The organism is Aquiluna sp. KACHI24 (assembly GCF_025997915.1).
GTDB lineage: Bacteria > Actinomycetota > Actinomycetes > Actinomycetales > Microbacteriaceae > Aquiluna.
This window is the reverse complement of record NZ_AP026677.1, coordinates 868,448-888,534: the sequence shown is the minus strand read 5'-3', so window position 1 is coordinate 888,534 and position 20,087 is coordinate 868,448. Positions and strand designations below refer to the sequence as shown.

Annotated in this window: 19 protein-coding genes; 15 read left to right on the top strand and 4 right to left on the bottom strand. The window is 53.1% G+C overall.

Annotated elements, in window-relative coordinates; all coding sequences use genetic code 11:
- Positions 1–2: 2 nt before the first annotated feature.
- On the bottom strand, positions 3–815 hold the full coding sequence (locus OO713_RS04505; RefSeq protein ID WP_264784912.1) for a hypothetical protein: 813 nt from the start codon (positions 813–815) through the stop codon (positions 3–5).
- 59 nt (positions 816–874) lie between these two features.
- Between OO713_RS04505 and fdxA the strand changes: the two genes are divergently transcribed.
- The 3 genes from fdxA to OO713_RS04490 are packed head-to-tail and all read left to right on the top strand — an operon-like array spanning position 875 to position 3,609.
- Entirely contained in the window at positions 875–1,195 is a 321-nt protein-coding gene (gene fdxA, locus OO713_RS04500) for a ferredoxin (protein ID WP_264784911.1), read from the top strand.
- Positions 1,195–2,301: a succinyldiaminopimelate transaminase gene (gene dapC, locus OO713_RS04495; protein WP_264784910.1), complete on the top strand. Its 1,107-nt coding sequence runs from the start codon at positions 1,195–1,197 to the stop codon at positions 2,299–2,301. The genes fdxA and dapC overlap by 1 nt, the downstream gene beginning before the upstream one ends.
- Before the next feature lie 33 nt (positions 2,302–2,334).
- Positions 2,335–3,609 carry a citrate synthase gene (locus OO713_RS04490; protein WP_264786439.1) on the top strand — a complete coding sequence of 425 codons (1,275 nt, stop codon included), beginning with the start codon at positions 2,335–2,337 and terminating at the stop codon, positions 3,607–3,609.
- Here OO713_RS04490 and rsmD read toward each other — a convergent pair.
- The gene (gene rsmD, locus OO713_RS04485; RefSeq protein WP_264784909.1) at positions 3,606–4,166 is read right to left on the bottom strand and encodes a 16S rRNA (guanine(966)-N(2))-methyltransferase RsmD; all 561 of its coding nucleotides are present in this window, start codon (positions 4,164–4,166) and stop codon (positions 3,606–3,608) included. The two genes, OO713_RS04490 and rsmD, sit on opposite strands and share 4 nt — an antisense overlap.
- Before the next feature lie 50 nt (positions 4,167–4,216).
- Here rsmD and OO713_RS04480 point away from each other — a divergent pair, with 50 nt between their 5' ends.
- The 8 genes from OO713_RS04480 (at position 4,217) to OO713_RS04445 (ending at position 10,495) form a co-directional block, all read left to right on the top strand.
- Positions 4,217–6,325, top strand: a complete 2,109-nt coding sequence (locus tag OO713_RS04480) for an ATP-dependent DNA helicase RecG (protein WP_264784908.1) — start codon at positions 4,217–4,219, stop codon at positions 6,323–6,325.
- 9 nt (positions 6,326–6,334) lie between these two features.
- Positions 6,335–6,808 carry a pantetheine-phosphate adenylyltransferase gene (gene coaD / locus OO713_RS04475; protein WP_264784907.1) on the top strand — a complete coding sequence of 158 codons (474 nt, stop codon included), beginning with the start codon at positions 6,335–6,337 and terminating at the stop codon, positions 6,806–6,808.
- Between the two features lie 19 nt (positions 6,809–6,827).
- Positions 6,828–7,331, top strand: coding sequence for a DUF177 domain-containing protein (locus OO713_RS04470; RefSeq protein WP_264784906.1), 504 nt, complete (start codon positions 6,828–6,830; stop codon positions 7,329–7,331).
- Between the two features lie 2 nt (positions 7,332–7,333).
- Positions 7,334–7,537 (top strand): 50S ribosomal protein L32, encoded by a 204-nt coding sequence (gene rpmF / locus OO713_RS04465; protein WP_264784905.1) that lies wholly within the window; start codon positions 7,334–7,336, stop codon positions 7,535–7,537.
- A 3-nt stretch (positions 7,538–7,540) separates the two neighbouring features.
- Positions 7,541–8,212 carry a ribonuclease III gene (gene rnc, locus OO713_RS04460; RefSeq protein WP_264784904.1) on the top strand — a complete coding sequence of 224 codons (672 nt, stop codon included), beginning with the start codon at positions 7,541–7,543 and terminating at the stop codon, positions 8,210–8,212.
- Complete coding sequence (gene mutM / locus OO713_RS04455; RefSeq protein WP_264784903.1) at positions 8,212–9,108, top strand: bifunctional DNA-formamidopyrimidine glycosylase/DNA-(apurinic or apyrimidinic site) lyase; 897 nt, start codon at positions 8,212–8,214, stop codon at positions 9,106–9,108. The genes rnc and mutM overlap by 1 nt, the downstream gene beginning before the upstream one ends.
- A gap of 28 nt (positions 9,109–9,136) precedes the next feature.
- Entirely contained in the window at positions 9,137–10,258 is a 1,122-nt protein-coding gene (locus OO713_RS04450; RefSeq protein ID WP_264784902.1) for a glycosyltransferase, read from the top strand.
- Positions 10,259–10,351: 93 nt separating this feature from the next.
- The gene (locus OO713_RS04445) at positions 10,352–10,495 is read left to right on the top strand and encodes a hypothetical protein (protein WP_264784901.1); all 144 of its coding nucleotides are present in this window, start codon (positions 10,352–10,354) and stop codon (positions 10,493–10,495) included.
- 96 nt (positions 10,496–10,591) lie between these two features.
- On the opposite strand, the gene OO713_RS04440 is transcribed toward OO713_RS04445, so the two are convergent.
- Together OO713_RS04440 and typA are read right to left on the bottom strand one after the other, a co-directional pair.
- Positions 10,592–11,299 (bottom strand): PIG-L deacetylase family protein, encoded by a 708-nt coding sequence (locus OO713_RS04440; RefSeq protein ID WP_264784899.1) that lies wholly within the window; start codon positions 11,297–11,299, stop codon positions 10,592–10,594.
- 15 nt (positions 11,300–11,314) lie between these two features.
- Positions 11,315–13,216 carry a translational GTPase TypA gene (gene typA, locus OO713_RS04435; RefSeq protein WP_264784898.1) on the bottom strand — a complete coding sequence of 634 codons (1,902 nt, stop codon included), beginning with the start codon at positions 13,214–13,216 and terminating at the stop codon, positions 11,315–11,317.
- Positions 13,217–13,363: 147 nt separating this feature from the next.
- Between typA and smc the strand changes: the two genes are divergently transcribed.
- The 4 genes from smc (at position 13,364) to rpsP (ending at position 20,084) form a co-directional block, all read left to right on the top strand.
- Positions 13,364–16,819 (top strand): chromosome segregation protein SMC, encoded by a 3,456-nt coding sequence (gene smc / locus OO713_RS04430; RefSeq protein ID WP_264784896.1) that lies wholly within the window; start codon positions 13,364–13,366, stop codon positions 16,817–16,819.
- Complete coding sequence (gene ftsY / locus OO713_RS04425; RefSeq protein WP_264784895.1) at positions 16,816–17,910, top strand: signal recognition particle-docking protein FtsY; 1,095 nt, start codon at positions 16,816–16,818, stop codon at positions 17,908–17,910. The genes smc and ftsY overlap by 4 nt, the downstream gene beginning before the upstream one ends.
- Positions 17,911–17,920: 10 nt before the next feature.
- On the top strand, positions 17,921–19,420 hold the full coding sequence (ffh, locus tag OO713_RS04420; protein ID WP_264784894.1) for a signal recognition particle protein: 1,500 nt from the start codon (positions 17,921–17,923) through the stop codon (positions 19,418–19,420).
- Positions 19,421–19,571: 151 nt separating this feature from the next.
- Complete coding sequence (rpsP, locus tag OO713_RS04415; RefSeq protein WP_264784893.1) at positions 19,572–20,084, top strand: 30S ribosomal protein S16; 513 nt, start codon at positions 19,572–19,574, stop codon at positions 20,082–20,084.
- The last annotated feature ends 3 nt before the right edge of the window (positions 20,085–20,087 follow it).

Here is a 20,087-nt window from a genome sequence, read left to right as displayed (position 1 = left end):
GCTCAACTCAAGTCCTCGCCGTCCCCATCATTGAAAGCGGCGTCCAGGACCGCTTTATCTTGGCTCAAGAATATTGTTGGTCTGGTGCCAAAGTTCGTTGATTCTTCCCAATCCGAAAATCCCAAATCCGCTAGAACTGGTTTGAAATTTGCGGCGTACCAGTTGAGGTGGCTTTCGTCGTGCCAGATGGCGATTATTCCATTCCTAAGGTCCTCTGAAGTCCGCTCAGCGAGAAGGGAGCACATTTCCCTTAGTTCCATGGATGGCCCAAGCCATACTGCACCGTGGACATAGGATTTTCTCGATTTGCGCGGGACAAATGCAGTTGAAGATTCTCTGCACTCCCAGTCACCCAAGGCGAAATAACCTGTGTTTGCGCGAATAAGAATCGCTATGACGCTCAGAATTCGGCTTGGCCAAGACTTTCGACTTGGGCGAATTATCGGGAGCTCATAACCGGGATGACGCGCTAAAACAATGCTGCGGTGCTCAAATATCGAGGCGGGCACATTGCCAACGGCCTCCATGTCGGCATCCAACCAAACCACGAAGTCAAATGAGCTGAAATTCACCTGGCTCAGCAGAATCTCATATCGGAGTAGCGTGATCATAGGCCACTCGAGTTGCTTTTGAAACATGACCTCGACATCCGGGCCGAGGTTATGACCCCCTTCCCTGATGCTGTCAGTTAGGACCTGGAAGGTGACCTCGCCCGCAGCTCCGAATGCACGTCTCCAACCAGGCAGATTTCGCTCGAAGTAGCCAAGGTACTTGCCGGTCGCAATAGTCACAACGAGTATCTTGGGTCGAATCATAGACTGGACTCCATGCTGGTAGTTTAGTGTCGAGACGCTCGTAAGGTGAGGTTGGAAACATGACGTACGTAATCGCTCTTCCATGTGTCGATGTTAAAGACAGGGCATGCATTGACGAGTGTCCAGTGGACTGCATTTACGAGGGTGACCGCATGCTTTACATCCACCCCGATGAGTGTGTGGACTGCGGTGCTTGTGAACCTGTGTGTCCAGTTGAGGCTATCTATTACGAGGATGACCTTCCTGGCGAGTGGTCTGACTACTACAGGGTGAACGTTGATTTCTTCTCTGAGGTTGGATCACCAGGAGGTGCTGCAAAGGTTGGCCCGATTCCAGGTGACCACCCTCTAGTCTCTGCCCTACCCCCACAGGGCGAGTAGTGTTCGATCGGCTTTCGGAGTACCCCTGGCAGAGACTCAAGCCCTACCGAGAGTTGGCCAGTCAACACCCTGAAGGCTCAATTGATCTATCAGTTGGAAACCCAGTCGATCCAACCCCTAAAGTCATTCAAAACGCCTTAGACGGAGCCTCGGACTCACCCGGATACCCAACAACTTGGGGAGAGCATTTAGCCCGACAGTCCGTTTGTGTTTGGTACGCCACGCGCCGCAGGTCGCCTGGGCTTAGCCCTGAACAGGTCTTATTGACCATCGGGTCCAAAGAGTTCATTTCATGGCTCCCGCTCATGCTTGGTCTTGGGCCAGGCGATTTGGTTGTCCAGCCAACCTATGCCTACACCGCCTACGAAGTTGGCGCAAAGTTCTGCGGGGCTGACGTATTTGTGGGTGATGAACCGAGCGAGTGGCCCGAAAACACAAAGCTCATTTGGCTGAATAGCCCAGGAAACCCAAGTGGTGAGGTGTTATCGGTCGAGCGACTGAGGAAGGCTCTCACCAGGGCTCGAGAGCTGGGGGCAGTCATTGTCAATGATGAGTGCTACGCTGAACTTGGCTGGGGTGGGGATTATGAGACCTACATCCCATGCATGCTGGACCCTGAAGTCACAGATGGCAACCTGGACAACGTTCTTTCGATTTACTCGCTAAGCAAGCAATCCAACCTTGCTGGCTACCGTGCTGCATTTGCTGCAGGTGATGAAAAGCTAATCAAGGGCTTAGTTAACCTTCGCATGCACTCAGGCATGATGGTCCCGATGCCAGTGCAAAAAGCTATCGCTGCAGCCTTAGGCGACCATGAGCATGTTGCGAAGCAAAAAGATATCTATCGCAGGCGCAGGGACATCTTGTTGCCAGCTGTCAGGGCCTTTGGGTTCGAAATCTCCAACTCGGAGGCAGGTCTCTACCTATGGGCAACCAGGGGAAACGACTGCTGGCAGGACATTCAAGAACTAGCTGAGCTTGGGATTGTGGCGGTGCCGGGAGAGTTCTATGGCGAGGCTGGCAAAAAATTTGTGAGATTTTCGATCACTGCCACTGATGATGAGATTCAAAGGGCCGCAGAGCGGCTTTTGAATGCTCTAGGCTAGGCGCAAAAGCGAGTCCCAAAAGGAGCTGTGGCATTGAGTTCGAGCGACAAGGTATCAATTAAATACGGCGATCTGAGTGCCGAATTCAATGTGATCCCCTCCACTGAAGGCCCTGGTGGAATTGATATCTCGAAGCTCATGGCAACCACAGGCCTAAGCTCATACGATCAAGGTTTTGTAAACACATCTTCGACCAAGAGTGCCATCACTTATATCGACGGCGAGCAGGGGATTCTTCGCCACCGTGGCTACCCAATTGAGCAGCTAGCCGAGCACAAGACGTACCTTGACGTCGCCTATCTCCTAATCTATGGTGAGCTCCCGACCTCAGACCAATTGGCCGAATTCGACCAGAAGCTTCGTCACCACACCTTGGTGCATGAGAGTGTCTTGAAGTTCTTTGACACATTCCAATCTTCGGCTCATCCCATGGCGGTGCTTTCGGCATCAGTTTCCGTTTTATCTACCTTCTACGATGACTCGACCGATCCCAGAGACCCCGAGCAAGTCGAGCTATCAACAATGCGGCTTCTTGCGAAGCTGCCGGTGCTAGCCGCTTACACGCACAAAGCACTGATGGGTCAGGCGTTCATATACCCCGACAACGAGCTGTCACTGGTTCAGAACTTCCTCAAGATGACTTTTGGCAACAAGGCTGAGGACTACGTTCAGAATCCTGTGGTCACAAAGGCTCTTGACACATTGCTACTTTTGCACGCAGATCACGAACAGAACTGTTCGACTTCAACCGTTCGCTTGGTCGGTTCATCGCAAGCAAACCTCTTTGCATCGGTTGCGTCAGGAATCAACGCGCTATCAGGACCGCTTCATGGTGGAGCTAACGAGGCGGTTTTGGACATGCTCACCTTTATTCACGAGTCTGGTGACTCGGTTCAGAAGTATGTCGAGCGGGTCAAGAACAAAGAAGACGGCATTCGCCTCATGGGTTTTGGTCACCGCGTCTACAAGTCCTTTGACCCTCGTGCTCGAATCGTAAAGTCTCACGCTGACCAGGTTCTCAACGAATTAGGCGTCTCTGACCCGCTTCTTGACATCGCTAAGGAGCTAGAGGTCGCAGCGCTAGCGGATGAATACTTCGTCGAGCGCAAGCTATACCCGAACGTTGACTTCTACACTGGCGTCATCTACAAGGCGATGGGTTTCCCAGCTCGCATGTTCACCCCACTGTTTGCAGTCGGTCGTCTACCTGGCTGGATTGCACATTGGCGCGAACAGAATGCCGACTCGACTACTCGAATTGGTAGGCCTCAGCAGGTCTACACCGGACACAACCAGCGCTCGATTTAACTAAAGCGAAGAACGTAGACGGCAGTATCGCCGTAGGTTTTTTTGTCTTCAAGTTCAAAGCCGATGGGCCATGCGAAATCCTCGCTTCGAGAAGATCGCTCGACTATCACGAGGGATTCTCGCTCTAGGTTCTGCAACAGGGCCTCGAGATTTTCGCTGATTTCTGAATTTGCTAATTCGTATGGCGGGTCGATAAAGACCAGGTCATAGTTCGCCGCTAGCTGCCCAAGGAACTTCTTGACCTCTTTGGATTGCAGGGTAATCAGGGGCTTTGCACCAAGGGCCTTTGACACCAAACGAATGTTTTCTTTGATCACCTCGGCTGCGGCTTTATCTTTCTCAACCAGGATCACTTCAGATGCGCCCCTGGATGCAGCTTCAAGCCCTAATGCACCTGATCCTGCGTATAGATCAAGAACCTTGGCTCCTTCGAGAACACCGAGATTTTCAAGCTTTCCAAACAGGCTCTCTTTCACTCGATCGCTCGTTGGTCGAGTGGACTTGGCGGCAGTCTTTAGTTTTATTGAACCCGCCAGGCCAGAGATGATTCTGCTCACTCGTGTGAGCCTAGTGAATTCATGCCCTTGATTGGACGAAGATTACATTTGTGACCCTGCAATCGAAGCTTTCCTCATTCCTTGGCGATAAGACCGCCAAGGCCTTTGAGAAGCAACTCGGAATTAGCACGGCAGGGGACTTGCTCGCACACTATCCGAGGCGATACTCAAGGCGCGGTGAACTAACTCCACTATCAACCCTGCCAGTCGGCGAGATGGTCACGGTTGTTGGAGAAGTGGTTGGCACCAATGTCAGGCACATCAAGGGCCGCTCAGGTTCAATACTTGAGGTCTTGGTAACCGACGGTAAAGACCGAATCACCCTTGCTTTTTTCAATCAGGCCTGGCGTCAGAAAGATCTGCATCCGGGAGCCCGGGGGTTATTTTCTGGAAAAATCGGATCCTTTTCGGGAAAGTTGCAACTTGCCCACCCTGACTACGAACTGTTTGAACAGTTAGATCAGAAGGCAGCTGAGGCTTGGGCTGAACTGCCGATACCGATCTATCCGGCGACAAGCACTCTAACGACTTGGAAGATACAAAAGTCGGTCCAGATCGTATTGGAGAGCTTGCCGACGCTAGATGAATACCTAGACCCTCAGCTAATCCAAAGTGAGGGAGTTCTCACTTTTGATGATGCCATCAGAAAGATTCATCAACCTAAAGTCCAACCAGAGTGGCAGTCAGCACGAGACTCACTGAGGTTTCGTGAGGCACTTTTGTTGCAGCTTCGACTTGGTCAAAGAAGGGCTGCAAATTCGCACCAGCAATCTCACAAGCTGAAACCTGGTGAACTGGTCGGTACTTTTGACAAACTTTTGCCATTTGAGTTCACGCAAGGGCAGCGAATAGTCAACGAAGAGATTGAGCGGGATCTAGCTTCTGGGCATCCAATGCACCGACTGGTTCAGGGCGAGGTTGGATCAGGAAAGACTGTAGTTGCGCTTCGAGCGATGTTGACCGCTATCGATGCTGGGTTTCAGGCCGCACTGCTAGCTCCGACTGAGGTTTTGGCGAGTCAGCATTTCTCCAGTATTCAAAAGACCCTCGGCGAGGAGCTCTCAAGTCAAATTGGACTCCGCCTCCTCACGGGCCAGCTCGGCGCTGCTGATAAGAAGCGAGCGCTGCTTGATGTTGCAAGCGGTAAAGCCCGGCTAGTGGTTGGAACTCACGCTCTGATTTCAAATCAGGCCGAGTTTGCTGATTTGGCGCTGGTGGTTATCGATGAACAACACAGGTTCGGGGTTAATCAACGAGAAGCTTTGAGAGCTAAAGCCAAGCTTGCTCCCCACACTTTGACCATGACAGCAACTCCGATTCCAAGAACCATGGCGATAACGGTTTTTGGAGATCTAGATGTTTCCACGTTGACCGAGCTTCCGGCAGGCCGACAGCCAATTTCTAGTCATGTGGTGCCGGTCTCTGAATCTAAGTTGGTTTCTAGGGTCTGGCACCGCGTAGCAGAGGAAATCTCGGCCGGAAGGCAGGCCTTTGTTGTTTGTCCTCGCATCGAAGCAGGCAGCTTCGAGGAGGGTGAGAGTGAAGAGATAGAGCTCGAGGAGAAGGTGCCGCCAGCTTCTGCGGTTGAGGTTTTTGAAGCCCTCAAACTAAACCCAAGTTTGGTAGGCGTTTCAATGGGATTGCTGCATGGAAAGCTCGATTCAGCCACAAAAGACAGTGTCATGCAGGCCTTCGCTGCTGGGGAAATACAGCTTTTGGTTGCCACAACCGTTATTGAGGTTGGGGTAAACGTGCCTAACGCAACTGCCATGGTGATTCTTGACGCAGATCGGTTTGGTATCTCTCAGCTACATCAGTTGCGAGGTCGAGTAGGTCGTGGTTCACACGCAGGTATCTGCCTGATGCTCACCGCTGCAGAGCCAGGAAGCTTAGCGATGCAGCGACTCGATGCCGTGGCGTCAACTCAGGATGGATTCAGGCTCTCCGAGGTTGACCTCGAGCTAAGAGGTGAAGGAGATGTGCTTGGGGCAAATCAATCAGGCGGCAGGTCCCAGCTAAAGTTGCTGAGGGTAACTAGAGATGCAGCGCTTATTGAACACACCAGAGACCTTGCAGTGGAACTGATCCAGAGTGGCCTGGACGCTGCGTTAGAGACTGTGCTGAAAGAGATTGATGCACAGGCCCTGGCTCGCGGGTAGCCTGTAGCCATGACAGTTGCCATCTACCCGGGATCCTTTGACCCAGTGACGCTTGGTCACCTATCAGTTTTGGCTAGAGCCGCGAAGCTTTTTGACGAGTTGCATGTTTTGGTGGTTCATAACCCAGACAAGAACGCCAAGTTCTCAGCTCCAGAGCGTGAAGCCCTAATCCGAGAATCCGTTGCAGAGCTGGGAATTCCAGGGGCAATCTCGGTTTCCTCTGTGGAGTCAGGCCTAATGGTGGAGGCCGCTCAGCGACTGCAAGCCAGAGCAATAGTCAAGGGCTTCAGAACGGCTGGAGATATCGAATACGAAATCCCGATGGCCCAGGTGAACCGCGACCTATCTGGCATAGAAACAGTCTTCTTGCCATCAGAACCGGGCTATGGCTACGTTTCATCTTCTCTTGTGAAGCAGGTCTCCTCGCTTGGGGGAGATGTCTCTTCGTATGTCACTAAAACGGTGCTTCGAGCCCTTAGCTAACGAGTAAGGTTTCATGGTTATGTTTTCTATTCCAGTCCATGAGCTGATCAAACGCCCGGGTGAGATGCGTGAACTTGTCATGCAGTTTGACATGGATCACGAGCTAGGTACCGGTTACGCGGCAGTCCCCAAGGGGCAATGGCTGAAACTTGATCTTCGCCTAGAGTCGGTTCACGAGGGCATCTTGGCTACAGGTGAGGTATTAACTGAGGCTAAAACCGAGTGCTCTCGCTGCCTAGACGAGATGAATCTGCCAATTGAGGTGGATTTTCAGGAGCTTTTCGCCTATTCTTCTTCTTCGGACGACGAGCTCTTGGTTGATGGCGATCACATTGATTTAGAGCAGGTCGTAAGAGATTCGGTGGTTCTGAGTCTTCCTTTCCAGCCCGTATGCAGCCCAGATTGCCTTGGTTTGTGTGTTGAGTGTGGTTTTAGGTTGAGTGAGAATCCGGATCACAAGCACGAAGCCAAGATTGATTCAAGGTTTAGTGCCCTAGAAGGTCTTATAAGCAAGGAAGAGTAGCCATGCCAGTACCAAAGCGCCGCAAGTCTCGCGCTAACACTCACGCTCGTCGTTCCCAGTGGAAGGCAGAGCCTGTAACCCTGGTCAAGACCGTTGAGAATGGCAAGACTGTCTACAGCCTTCCTCACCGCGCAAAGGTTGTAACCGATTCTGTTGGCACCGAACTCTACATGGAGTACAAGGGCCGCAAGGTCGCTGACGCCTAACCAATGTCTCTAACAGAGCTGCAAGAGCGGCTTGGGGTTGAAATTACCCCCGAGCTCTTGCAGCTTGCTGTTACCCACAGCTCCTACGCCTACGAAAAAGGCGGAGCAGATAACGAACGGCTCGAGTTTCTTGGGGACTCAATCCTCGGGTACTTGGTGGCCGTTTCGGTTTTTAAGGAGCACTCCGAACTTTCCGAGGGTGAGCTGACCAAGCTGAAGAATGCAGTGGTGTCGGCGCAAGCACTGGCAACCGCCGCCACTCAGCTAGAACTGGGTAAATACCTCAGGCTAGGCAAGGGCGAGGCCAGGACTGATGGCCGCAAAAAGACCAATGTTCTCGCCGATGCCTTTGAGGCAATCCTGGGAGCTGCCTATTTATCCTCAGGAATGGAATCGGCAAGGTCAATTGTTGAGCGCTTCGTGCTGCCACTTCTAGAAAATCCTGACGCTATTCGAGAGATGGCAGACCCCAAGACCTCGCTCATTGAAAAGGCTCAAAAGCTAAATCTTGGGGATGTTCGTTACGAAGTTGAGGGTGAAGGCCCGGATCACCAAATGATCTACACGGCGAAGTGTTTTGTCGGTTCGAAGCTGGTTGCTCAAGGGCAATCGTCTACTAAACGAAGCGCTGAAACCGAAGCTGCCATCGCGGCCTTGAAGTTGTTGAGTAACTGATGCCTGAACTACCAGAAGTGGAAACAGTTCGTGCTGGTCTTGCTCAGCACTTGGTCGGGGCAAAGGTGACTGGTCTTGAGGTTTTGGATGCCCGCTCTCTCAAAAAGAACTTAGGCGGAGTCCAGGGTTTTAAGACTGAGGTGTTGGGGGCGCAACTAGAGTCTGTTGTTAGGCGAGGTAAGTTTCTTTGGCTGCCTACTTCAACCTCGCGAGCACTAGTTGGTCACTTGGGAATGAGTGGTCAAATATTGGTACGAACCCCGGATCATGCACCCGATCCCCAAACTCGAGTGGTGATTGATGTCGAAACTACCTCGGGGCAAGATCTGCAAATTCGATTTGTTGATCAGAGACTTTTTGGTGGTCTGATGTTTGATGACTTGGTTTTGACCAAGGACCTAGGTCCTGGTGGGTTTAGTCCAGAAGCGCCCACAGGCGCCTACATCCCTACCACTGTCTCCCACATCGCCCGAGACCTACTTGACCCGCTATTTGATGACATCCAGGTTGCCATCAAAATGACCAAGAAAAACTCTGGCATCAAGCGAGTGCTTCTGGACCAAGGTCTACTGAGTGGCATCGGGAACATCTACGCCGATGAATCCCTCTGGCTAGCAAAGCTTCATTACGACAAGCCCGCCAGTTCAATAACCAAAAAGAAGCACCTAGAACTCTTATCAATTGCCAAGGAAGTCCTAGCTAAGGCGGTTGAGCAGGGCGGGACTTCGTTTGATGAGCAATACAAGAACGTCAATGGTGAGAGCGGCTACTTTTCCCAGTCCCTAAATGCCTATGGGCAGACTGGCTTACCCTGCAATCGATGCGGTGCTTTGATAAAGCGCGATGCTTGGGCAAACAGAGGTTCTCACTACTGCCCTAAGTGCCAAAGACGCTAGCCTGTCCAGAGTTAGAGAGGGGGAGTGTGTGAAAAAGATTCTCGTTATTTGTATGTATGACAGCATCCACTCTGCTCGCTGGCTCGCTCAATTCAAAGACACAGATTATGAGTTCCTGCTATTCCCATCCTCTCCACACCGCAGAATTCGTCCCGAGCTAAAAGCCCTTCTTGGAAACTCTGGCGCTGCCAGCTACAACCTCTTTCCGCTTTCTCGCTTATTCGGACTTCCGTTTTGGATTGCAGACAAGTTTTTTGGAAATTTGATTCGTGGGAGTCTAGTCCGGATAGCTGCAAAGACTTTTAGGCCAGATTTAGTTCACGCTCTAGAGCTTCAAAATGCCGGTTACATTTCGCTGCAGGCATTTGGCGATAGATCTCGCCCATTCAAGCTGATGGTGACCAACTGGGGCAGTGACATTTTTTGGTTCCAGCAGTTTCCACAGCACTTGGCCAAGCTGAAACAGCTCTTGAAGATTGCCGACTATTACTCGGCGGAGTGCAGTCGAGATGTCGCCTTGGCCAAGCGACTCGGATTTGTTGGCAAAGCAATGCCTGTTATCCCAAATGCTGGGGGATTCGGTCAGCAGGAGCTGGAACAAGCTTTGAGGCCGTCCGATGCGCGATCCAAGATTGCCATCAAGGGCTACCAAGGCTGGGTGGGGCGAGCGGTGACGGCTCTGGAAGCGATTGAGTCAATCTCAGGATCACTTTCAGATTATGAGTTGGTCATTTACTCAGCCAATTTGAAGACCATCAGGTACGCGCGCGAGGTTGAGAAAAGAACCGGTCTTAGGTTCACTATCTACCCCAAGGGTGCGATGAGTCATAGACAAGTCCTGGAACTTTTCGCCGAGTCGAAAATCTACATTGGACTATCTGAGAGCGATGGAATTTCAACCTCACTATTGGAGGCCATGGCGATGGGTGCCATCCCGGTTCAAACCGCCACCGCTTGTTGCGATGAGTGGTTTACTTCGACTGGGGTCGCTATCCATCAAATCGAGCCCGGAATTGTCGCCGCAGGGATTTTGCGTGCCCTTGAGCTTTCAGAAGACCCGATGAACGCAACCGTGAATCGAGAGACGATAAGGCGCAAGGCAAATGCATCCGAGGTCAGCAAGATTGCTAGAACTTTTTACGAACTCTGACCGAGTCCTCTGATCCTCGGGAAAGCCGCTATCAGGACAGCCAGAGTTATCGACCCATAACTCCATGCCAATCCTGAGAAGTTTGCCGGGATCATGACATCTGTATTGGGTTGGGCAAATAGAAAGACAAATGCCCCAGAAACCACAACGCACGCCCAAGCCGGAATTCTGCTCCTAATTCGCCTGAGTGAAACCATCGCCCAGACGACCAGGCCGAAGGAAATCATCAGGCCGTAGGGAAAACCTTGGATCCACGCCTGGTGAAAGACTGTCCCTAGCACCGCGATAGCAGCCCCCAAAAGGGCTCCTGAGGCGATTTGAGAGAGCCTGGCCCTAGCGGACAAGACGAAGCTTTTCCTGCTCTGAGAACTTGATTTCGCCGGTTCCAAAGTCGAATGAGTTTTCGCTAATTGTTACAAAGTCCGCATAGCTGGCCATTGCGTGCTTCTTGATACTTGCGGTTGAAGAATCACCAATTCGAACCTCTGCCGAATCACCCGGTTCTGCAACAACGAAGTGCTTCGGGGGCCTGGAGGTTTTGAGGAGCTTGATCGCCTTTTTGACGGCTTTGTAAGCCATCTTGTGATCTGAGTGGGGATTCTTGGGCGAGAGGGTAACAACTGTGTCAGGTCTAAATCTCTTCAGAACCGGCACAAGCTCCTCTGCCACCACGGTTGCACCCGAACCAGTGAGAGTCAGGGGATAAAGCGGGTCGCGATCGAAGATTTTGCCCAGTCCAGTTGAGTCTTGACTCGTTTCCAGATAGGCCCGAGTTCCAAAGAATGTGTGCTCGAGACCCTCGAATGACTCAATTGCACGAAGCAGCGCGTTAGATCTGTAGTTCGCCATGTCTGCAGGGCTGCCATTTAGTGAGCGCAGGTTGGGGTTTCTGCTGTTTCCGCGCTCGCCGCGAGTCAGTGTCACCAGCTGCACCTGAGCATCAGCCCTCAGCGCGTGGGCAATGACGTGACCGGTGAAAATGGTCTCATCATCCGGGTGGGCATGAACCACCATCAAGCGCTGTGGGTTGAAGTTAGCCATGTAACTAACTTATCCCTACTGGCTGGCTCGCTTGCGAGCAGATGCCTGGCGTGCGCGAATGTTTGGATCAAGCTCAACCTTGCGAATGCGAATCGCTTCCGGGGTTACCTCGACACACTCGTCCTCACGGGCAAACTCCAGGCACTCTTCAAGCGAAAGCTTCTTTGGAGGAGTCAGACCCACAAAGCTATCGGCCGAGGCAGCACGCATGTTGGTGAGCTGCTTCTCCTTAGTGATATTTACTTCCATGTCATCGGCACGAGAGTTCTCTCCAACCACCATGCCGCCATAGACCTCGCTGGTTGGCTCGACAAAGAATGTGCCGCGCTCTTGAAGTGCGATCATGGCAAACGGGGTAGCGACACCGGCACGGTCAGCAACCATGGAGCCATTCTGGCGAGTTTGAATATCGCCAGCCCAAGGTTCATAGCCTGCTGCAAGAGCGTTGGCGATACCAGCGCCCTTTGTGGTGGTCAGGAACTCGGTTCTGAAACCAATCAGACCTCTTGATGGCACGCGGAATTCGATGCGAACCCAGCCGGTGCCATTGTTGATCATGTTGGTCATGCGACCCTTGCGAGCAGCCAGAAGCTGAGTTACCGAGCCCAAGAACTCCTCAGGAGTATCAATGGTTAGGTCTTCAACTGGCTCGTGAATCTTGCCATCGACCTTCTTGGTAACAACCTGTGGCTTACCAACGGTTAGCTCGTAGCCCTCACGGCGCATTTGCTCAACCAGGATGGCAAGCGCTAGCTCACCACGGCCCTGAACCTCCCAAGCATCTGGACGCTCGGTTGGTAGCACCTTGATTGACACGTTACCGATTAGCTCGCGATCAAGGCGGTCCTTAACCAAACGCGCAGTGACCTTTGCACCCTTTACTCGACCTGCCATCGGTGAGGTGTTGATACCGATGGTCATGGAGATGGCAGGGTCATCGACCTTGATAAGCGGTAGTGGGCGAATGTCATTTGGGTCACAGAGTGACTCACCAATGGTGATTTCTTCGATACCCGCAACAGCAACGATGTCACCAGGGCCAGCCTTTTCAATTGGCAATCGCTCAAGAGCCTTGGTGCCGAGTAGCTCGGTGATCTTTACGGTCTGGGTGGTGCCATCCTGGCGAACCCAGGCAACCTGCTGTCCCTTTTTGATCTCACCGTTGTAGATGCGGAGCAGGGCTAGACGACCAAGGAATGGGCTTGCATCCAAGTTGGTGACGTGAGCCTGAAGCGGGATGCTCTCGTCGTAGGTGGGTGCAGGGATGTACTTGAGAATCGCCTCAAATAGCGGCTCTAGGTTGTCTGAGTCTGGCAGTGAGCCATCGGCTGGCTTGTTCAGCGATGCCCGACCTGCACGACCTGAGGCATAAATGACAGGTAGGTCCAAGATGGCGTCGACATCAAGATCTGGCACAGTGTCGTGAAGGTCTGAAGCTAGACCTAGCAGCAGGTCGTGGCTCTCTTCGACAACCTCATCGATGCGAGCATCTGGACGGTCGGTCTTGTTGACCAAAAGAATTACAGGAAGCTGAGCCTCAAGTGCCTTACGAAGCACGAAGCGAGTCTGGGGCAGTGGGCCCTCAGACGCATCTACAAGAAGAACCACACCGTCAACCATCGAGAGACCGCGCTCAACCTCGCCACCGAAGTCTGCGTGACCGGGGGTGTCAATGACGTTGATGGTGATGGTTTTGCCCTGAGCTGCAGGACCCGAGTAGGAGACTGCAGTGTTCTTGGCAAGGATGGTGATGCCCTTTTCGCGCTCTAGGTCACCAGAGTCCATGACTCGTTCGTCGACAGCCTGGTGAGCTGAAAATGCACCGGTCTGCTTGAGCATCGCGTCTACAAGGGTGGTCTTGCCGTGGTCTACGTGAGCGACAATGGCAACATTTCTAAGAAGTTCGTTTTGTTTCATGGAGGATTTCTCTGAGAGGGTCAACCACGTCAGTCTAGGGGCTGATGCCTGATTTATGGCTATTTGATGGGTTTAGGGTGCTTGCCAAAGAATCTCGGACGCTAGTTTTGGCTAGGCTTTGTGAGACAACGAAAGGGGTGACGACGCTTGCATCTAAAGAGCATCACCCTAAAAGGCTTTAAGTCCTTCGCCCAGCCCACATCTTTGGTCTTTGAGCCAGGCATTACCTGCGTTGTTGGCCCAAACGGTTCTGGCAAATCAAACGTTGTTGATGCGCTTGCCTGGGTAATGGGCGAGCAGGGAGCTAAAACCCTGCGCGGCGGCAAGATGGAAGATGTCATATTTGCTGGCACCGCAACCAAAGGTCCGCTCGGTCGTGCCGAGGTCCAGCTCACAATTGACAACTCTGACGGCGCGCTGCCGATTGAATACTCCGAGGTCACCATCTCTCGAGTGTTGTTTAGAAACGGTGCCAGCGAATACGCGATCAACGGAGAGCAGTGTCGTCTGCTTGATGTTCAGGAGCTATTGAGCGACTCGGGTCTGGGCCGAGAAATGCATGTGATTGTTGGCCAAGGTCAGCTTGACACGGTGCTCAGAGCCACCCCAATCGAGCGCAGGGCGCTGATTGAAGAAGCCGCCGGAATTCTGAAATACCGCAGACGCAAAGAGAAGACTGAGCGCAAGCTTGACGCGATGCAGGTAAACCTTGTTCGCCTTCAGGATCTAACCGCCGAGCTAAGAAGAAACCTGAAGCCTCTAGGTCGCCAGGCTGAGGTTGCTCGTCAAGCTCAGCAGATCGGTGCCATAGCCCGCGAGGCTAAAGCTAAGCTGCTGGCTTTTCAGATCAAGGCTCTCAGGGCTCAGCTTGACATTGCCTCCAAGAGTGAGAGTGAGCGCAAGGCTGAGTCTGCGATGGCCCAGCAGCAGTTGGCATCGGCTCGGGCTGGAATTCACGAGCTCGAGTCACAGCTTGTTTCAGCGGAGCTAGATGACAAGCGCAAAAGGCTTTATGGCCTTGAATCACAAGAAACCAAGCTCCGGTCATTGCAAAACCTCGCGCAACAGAGAATCACTCTCTTGAGTCAGCAGGAAATCACTTCTCGCGACATTGAGATTGCCGAAATTTCCTCAGAACTTGCAAGGTCTGAGGCTGAACTGGGTGCACTTGAAACTGAGATTGAGCAGCTAGCGACAACCTTGCGTGAACGTGAGGCCCAGCGAGAGATTGCAAACAGAGCCTTGAGCGAGCACGATGCGCAGCAACTTCGACTTCGCAGTGAGGCGGAAAGCAAGGACCGAGAGCGCAATCAGGTGGCTGGCGCGATTTCAGTTCAGGAAAGCAAGATTGAGGGCTTTGCAGGGCAAATTTCAGCCATAGCAAAAGCAATTCAAGATGCGAGCGCTCGCGCTGCAGAGCTAGGTTCACAGCAGCAGGAGCTTGCCCCGACAGCTGAGTCATCCAGTGATGATGCCCTAAGAGTTGCTTATGAAAAGGCTCAAGCGGCAGAGCTTGAACTTCGCACGAAGGTTGACCTGGCGCGAGAGGCGCTTCACGGTGCAGAGCGTGAGCGTGATGCTGTTGCTGCGAAACATGCTGCACTGGGTCTCACCCTCGAGCAGGCTGATGGCTCAAATGAGGTTCGCAAGGCAAAACTGGCTGGCATCAAGGGTTTACTTGCAGAATCGGTCTCAATCGAGAAGGGCTATGAGGTTGCAATTGCAGTTGCGCTGGGAGCGCTCTCCGATGCTGTGGTGGCGACCAGCCGTGAACAGGCCGTAGCTGCCCTGAAATACCTGAGGTCCGAGGGTCTTGGGCGAGCCGACTTCGTGGTGGTATCGGGTGATACCGCTAGCCGCCCAAAAACAGAGATTGCAGGGCTCGTTCCGGCGGGATCGGTTGTGAAGGCCCCAGAAGCGGTTCTGGCGGTGCTTGATCCGTTCCTGATTGCTCCTGATCTCAACTCGGCCGTTTTGGCCCTGGGCGATAAGGCAATGGCCGGTAAGAGTGTGATCACGCTCGATGGTGACCTGGTATCCGAGTCGCTGGTTCGTGGTGGTGGAACAAAGGCTCCTTCCAAGCTTGAGCTTGCAGCCGAGCGAGAGAGTGCGAGCGAACAACTTTCCACGCTCGCCAAAACAATTGAAAAACTTTCCTACGAGCTTGAACAGGCTCGCAACGAAGCCACGGCTGCTGAACAAGGTGTTAGGTCGGCGCTCGCCGCGTTGCAGCAGCATGATGCCGAACTTGCAGCCAGGGCTGAGCGAGTTGGACGAATTATTGCTCAACATGAGGCGGCAAAGTCTGAGGTTCAGAAGCTTGAGCGGGATAGTCAAGTTCTTCAAGCGAGTAAGCATGAGGCTGAGTTAGAGCTCGAGGCTCTGAGAGCCAGGCTGGCTCAAATGCCTGAAGTTCAGGTTGCTGCAGAGAATGAGGCCGTGCGCCAAGAACTTGCGGGACAACTTGAAACGGCGCGTCAAGCAGAACTAGAGATTCGCATCTCAGTTGGGACGGTCTCAGAGAGACTTATTGCAGCTTCGAAGCTGGTTGCAACCCTGAAGGGCCGGTTGGCAGAGGCAACCGCTGCGATGGAGAAAGACCGAATTGTCCTTGAGCAAAGATCTCGACAGTTGGCCAGTGCTCAGAGCGCTATTCAGCTAATTCCGGCGGCTTTAGCAAAGGTCGAAACCCTATCGAGCGCTCTGCGAGTCCAGGTCAGAGACCTTGAGGCTCAGCGTATTCAGCGAACCGATCGCTTAGCAGTTCTGAGACAGCAGGCGTCCTCGCTTGAGCAGCGATTCAACGAGCTCAATCAGGGTGTTCACGAGGTCGAGATGCAAAATCATGAGCTCAGACTCAACCTGGCAAACCTAACCGAACGGGTGAGCTCCGAACTTTCGCTCGACGTCGACACGCTCCTGGCTGAGACCGTGCTGGCAGATGAAACTCGCGAGGAACTGGAGAAGGAACTTCGTTCCGCTGAGCAAAAGATGAACCAGCTCGGCGCCTTCAACCCTCTCGCCCTTGAGGAGTTTGCAGCACTTGAGGAGCGTCACAAGTATTTGAGCGAGCAGCTTGAGGACCTTGGTAAAGCTCGTGCCGACCTAATCGGAATCATCAAGGACCTAGACACGAAGATGCAGCACATTTTCGCTGCCGCGTTTGAGGACACCAAGCGTGAGTTCGAAAAGGTCTTCCCAGTGCTATTCCCCGGCGGAACCGGATCTATTTCGCTAACCGAACCTGAGAACCTGCTTGAAACCGGTGTTGAGGTGTCGGTCAGACCGGTTGGAAAGCGCATTGAGCGGATGTCTTTGCTATCGGGCGGTGAGCGCTCCCTCGCGGCCGTAGCACTGTTGATCGCCATATTCAAGGCAAGACCAAGCCCCTTCTATGTGCTTGATGAGGTTGAGGCTGCCTTGGACGATGCAAACCTTGGTCGACTGCTCGATGTGATCGACAGTTTGAGAACCTCGTCGCAGTTGATCATCGTTACCCACCAAAAGCGCACGATGGAGATTGCCGATGCGCTATACGGTGTTTCAATGCGTCAAGACGGTATGAGTCAGGTCGTTGGCCAGAAGCTAGACAAGGACAAATGATGTTCAAGTTTCTGAAGCGACTTCGAGGTGAAAAGTCAGAGACCTCTCTGGAGGTTCAGTCTGCTCCTGAGGTTGTTGAACAATCAGCACCAACCGCACCTGCGGTTGTGGATTTAGTCGCAGAGCCAGCCAAGCCTGCCCAGGCAGAGCCTGCCTTCGAGCCAAAGCCTGAGCAACCTGTCGAAAAGTTGTCTGATGAGCCCCCAGTCCTGGCTGAGGTCGAGCTTCCGAAGCGTTCTCTGGGCAACGGCATCAGGTCTTTGTTTTCAAGTGGTGTCGACCTTGATGATCTGGAAGACATTTTGATTCGGGCGGACTTTGGGGTTGATGCTGCCCTTGAGATAACTGACGATCTGAAGCGTGAAGCGAACCGAGTTGGTGCAAGCTCTGATCCTGAGCTGAGGCTGCTACTAAAGGACCTACTCACCAAACGCCTCACTAGATCGGACGCCGCACTTAATCTGTCATCTGGCGATTTGCCATATGTGATCTTGGTGGTCGGAGTCAACGGAGCAGGTAAGACCACAACTATCGGCAAGCTATCAAGGTGGCTAAAAGATGGTGACTGGAGCGTAGTACTTGGGGCTGCAGATACTTTCCGCGCTGCAGCCGTAGATCAGCTGGCAACCTGGGCCCAGCGCGCCGAGGCAGAGATTGTTAGACCTGAGCGTGAGGGCCAGGATCCGGCATCGGTTGCGTATCAAACCGTTGAGTTGGCATTGACTAAGCAGGCGGACATCGCCATCATCGATACTGCAGGCCGATTGCAAAACAAAAAAGACTTGATGGATGAGCTTGGCAAGGTTAGGCGAGCCGTTGAGAAACAGGCTCGAATCTCTGAGGTGCTGCTAGTTATTGATGCCACCACTGGGCAAAATGCCATGGCCCAGGCAAAAGCATTCGCCGAGGTGGCAAAGGTGACAGGGATTGTCATGACAAAACTGGATGGCAGTGCCAAGGGTGGAATCTTGTATGCGCTGCAACAGGAGCTCGATCTGCCAGTTAAGCTCGTAGGAGTTGGTGAGGGTGTAAATGATTTCGCCTTTTTCTCGCCAGAAGAATTTGCCAAAGGCCTAGTCGCTTACAAGTAGGAGCAAAGTTTTGTTCGGAAACCTCTCTGAGAGACTCTCGGATACCTTCAAAAACCTTCGGGGTAAGGGCAAGCTTTCGGCTGCCGACATCGATGGGACCCTGCGCGACATTCGCCGTGCTCTGCTCGAAGCCGATGTTGCCCTCGAGGTCGTCAAGACCTTCACGGGCAAGGTTCGGGACCGGGCACTCGGTGATGAGGTTTCCAAGGCTCTGAACCCTGCTCAGCAGGTTGTTCAGATCGTCAACGATGAGCTCAAGGCAATCTTGGGCGGCGAGGCAAGAAAACTTTCATTCTCGAAGAACCCACCAACCGTGATTATGTTGGCTGGTCTGCAGGGTAGCGGTAAGACCACACTCGCCGGCAAGCTCGCCAAGTGGCTGAAGGAACAGGGTCACACCCCACTTTTGGTTGCGGCTGACCTGCAGCGCCCAAATGCTGTTACCCAGCTCCAGGTTTTGGGAGAGAAGGTCGGAGTTCCGGTGTTTGCCCCGGAGGCTGGCAATGGGGTTGGTAACCCAGTTAAGGTTTCGCAGGATTCAATTGCTTTTGCTAAGAAGCAGCAGTATTCGGTTGTAATCGTCGACACCGCTGGTCGTCTAGGTGTTGACGAGGAGATGATGAAGCAGGCTCGAGACATTCGAGCCGCGGTCAATCCTGACGAGGTGCTGTTTGTTGTGGACAGCATGCTGGGTCAAGATGCTGTGAATGTTGCAAAGGCCTTCCATGACGGTGTTGGCGTCACCGGTGTGGTGCTAACCAAGCTTGATGGTGATTCCCGCGGTGGTGCAGCACTTTCGGTTGCTACGGTCACTGGCGCGCCAATTCTGTTCAGCTCTACCGGTGAGGGCCTAGATGCCTTTGAGCCGTTCTATCCGGACCGCATGGCAAGTCGCATTCTGGACATGGGTGACATTCTCACCCTGATCGAGCAGGCTCAGAAGAACTTCGATGAGGAAGAGTCCAAGCGTCTCGCCGAGAAGCTAGCCAAAGAGGAATTCACTCTTCAGGACTTCCTTGAGCAAATGCAGCAGCTCAAGAAAATGGGCAACATGAAGAACCTGCTTGGCATGTTGCCAGGCGTTGGTCAAATGAAGAAGCAGCTTGAAGAGTTTGATGAGCGCGAGATCACCCGTACCGAGGCGATCATCTATTCGATGACTCCTTTGGAGCGAAACAACCCAAAGGTGCTGAATGGCTCACGCAGAATGCGTATCGCGAAGGGTTCCGGAACTTCGGTCACCGAAGTGAATCAACTGGTGAACCGCTTTGAACAGGCAGCCAAAGTTATGAAGACCATGGCTCGCGGCGGTGTTCCCAACATCCCAGGCACCAACCCCGTTCTTGCCGGCGGCACCGTTGGTGGTGGATTTATGGGCGGCAAGAAAAGGAACGACAAGAAAAAGAAGGGTTCCAAGAGCGGAAACCCTGCCAAGCGAGCTGCCGAGAATGCGGGCTTGAGCTTCGGATCCGAGAAGTCCGATGGCTCGGGCTCGGCTTTTGGGCTTTAGTGCTGGCGAAAACCAGCTTTTTCTGGAATACTTTTCGAGTTCGAGCGTCTCGACCCTCTATCCAGACGAAATCGAAAACCATTGAGAAACCTCCGAGTGTGCCCCCACGCTCACGGTGGAAACTCGCCCCAGACACTCACACAGGAGAATTGTGGCCGTAAAGATCCGCCTAAAGCGCATTGGCAAGATGCGCAGCCCGCACTACCGCATCGTGGTAGCTGACTCTCGCACTCACCGCGATGGTCGTGTAATCGAGGAGATTGGTCGCTACGTACCAACCACCGACCCATCAATCATTGAGGTTAACTCAGAGCGTGCACAGTACTGGCTCTCCGTTGGCGCACAGCCAACCGAGCAGGCAGCTGTAATCCTGAAGCTGACCGGTGACCTAGCTAACGCCAAGGGCGAGAAGAAGAACACCGTCAAGCCACAGGCATCAAAAGAAGCTTTCAGCCCTGACACTGCCAAGAAGTCCGTAATCCTTCCAAAGAAGGAGAAGGCGGCCGCTGTCGAAGAGGCTCCTGCAGCTGAGGCTCCTGCAGCCGAGGCACCTGCTGAGGAAGTTGCAGTTGAAGAGACTGCAGTTGAGGCTCCAGCAGCTGAGGCAGAGGCACCAGCAGAGGCAGCAGCCGAAGAGGCAGCCGCTGAAGTAGAGGCTGAGTAGTAG

Coding starts and splice junctions, on each gene's coding strand:
- rnc (WP_264784904.1), top strand. CDS start 7,541: ATGTCTCTAACAGAGCTGCAAGAGCGGCTTGGGGTTGAAATTACCCCC.
- OO713_RS04440 (WP_264784899.1), bottom strand. CDS start 11,299: ATGGCTAACTTCAACCCACAGCGCTTGATGGTGGTTCATGCCCACCCG.
- OO713_RS04445 (WP_264784901.1), top strand. CDS start 10,352: ATGACATCTGTATTGGGTTGGGCAAATAGAAAGACAAATGCCCCAGAA.
- typA (WP_264784898.1), bottom strand. CDS start 13,216: ATGAAACAAAACGAACTTCTTAGAAATGTTGCCATTGTCGCTCACGTA.
- OO713_RS04505 (WP_264784912.1), bottom strand. CDS start 815: ATGATTCGACCCAAGATACTCGTTGTGACTATTGCGACCGGCAAGTAC.
- fdxA (WP_264784911.1), top strand. CDS start 875: ATGACGTACGTAATCGCTCTTCCATGTGTCGATGTTAAAGACAGGGCA.
- rpmF (WP_264784905.1), top strand. CDS start 7,334: ATGCCAGTACCAAAGCGCCGCAAGTCTCGCGCTAACACTCACGCTCGT.
- mutM (WP_264784903.1), top strand. CDS start 8,212: ATGCCTGAACTACCAGAAGTGGAAACAGTTCGTGCTGGTCTTGCTCAG.
- coaD (WP_264784907.1), top strand. CDS start 6,335: ATGACAGTTGCCATCTACCCGGGATCCTTTGACCCAGTGACGCTTGGT.
- OO713_RS04470 (WP_264784906.1), top strand. CDS start 6,828: ATGTTTTCTATTCCAGTCCATGAGCTGATCAAACGCCCGGGTGAGATG.
- ftsY (WP_264784895.1), top strand. CDS start 16,816: ATGATGTTCAAGTTTCTGAAGCGACTTCGAGGTGAAAAGTCAGAGACC.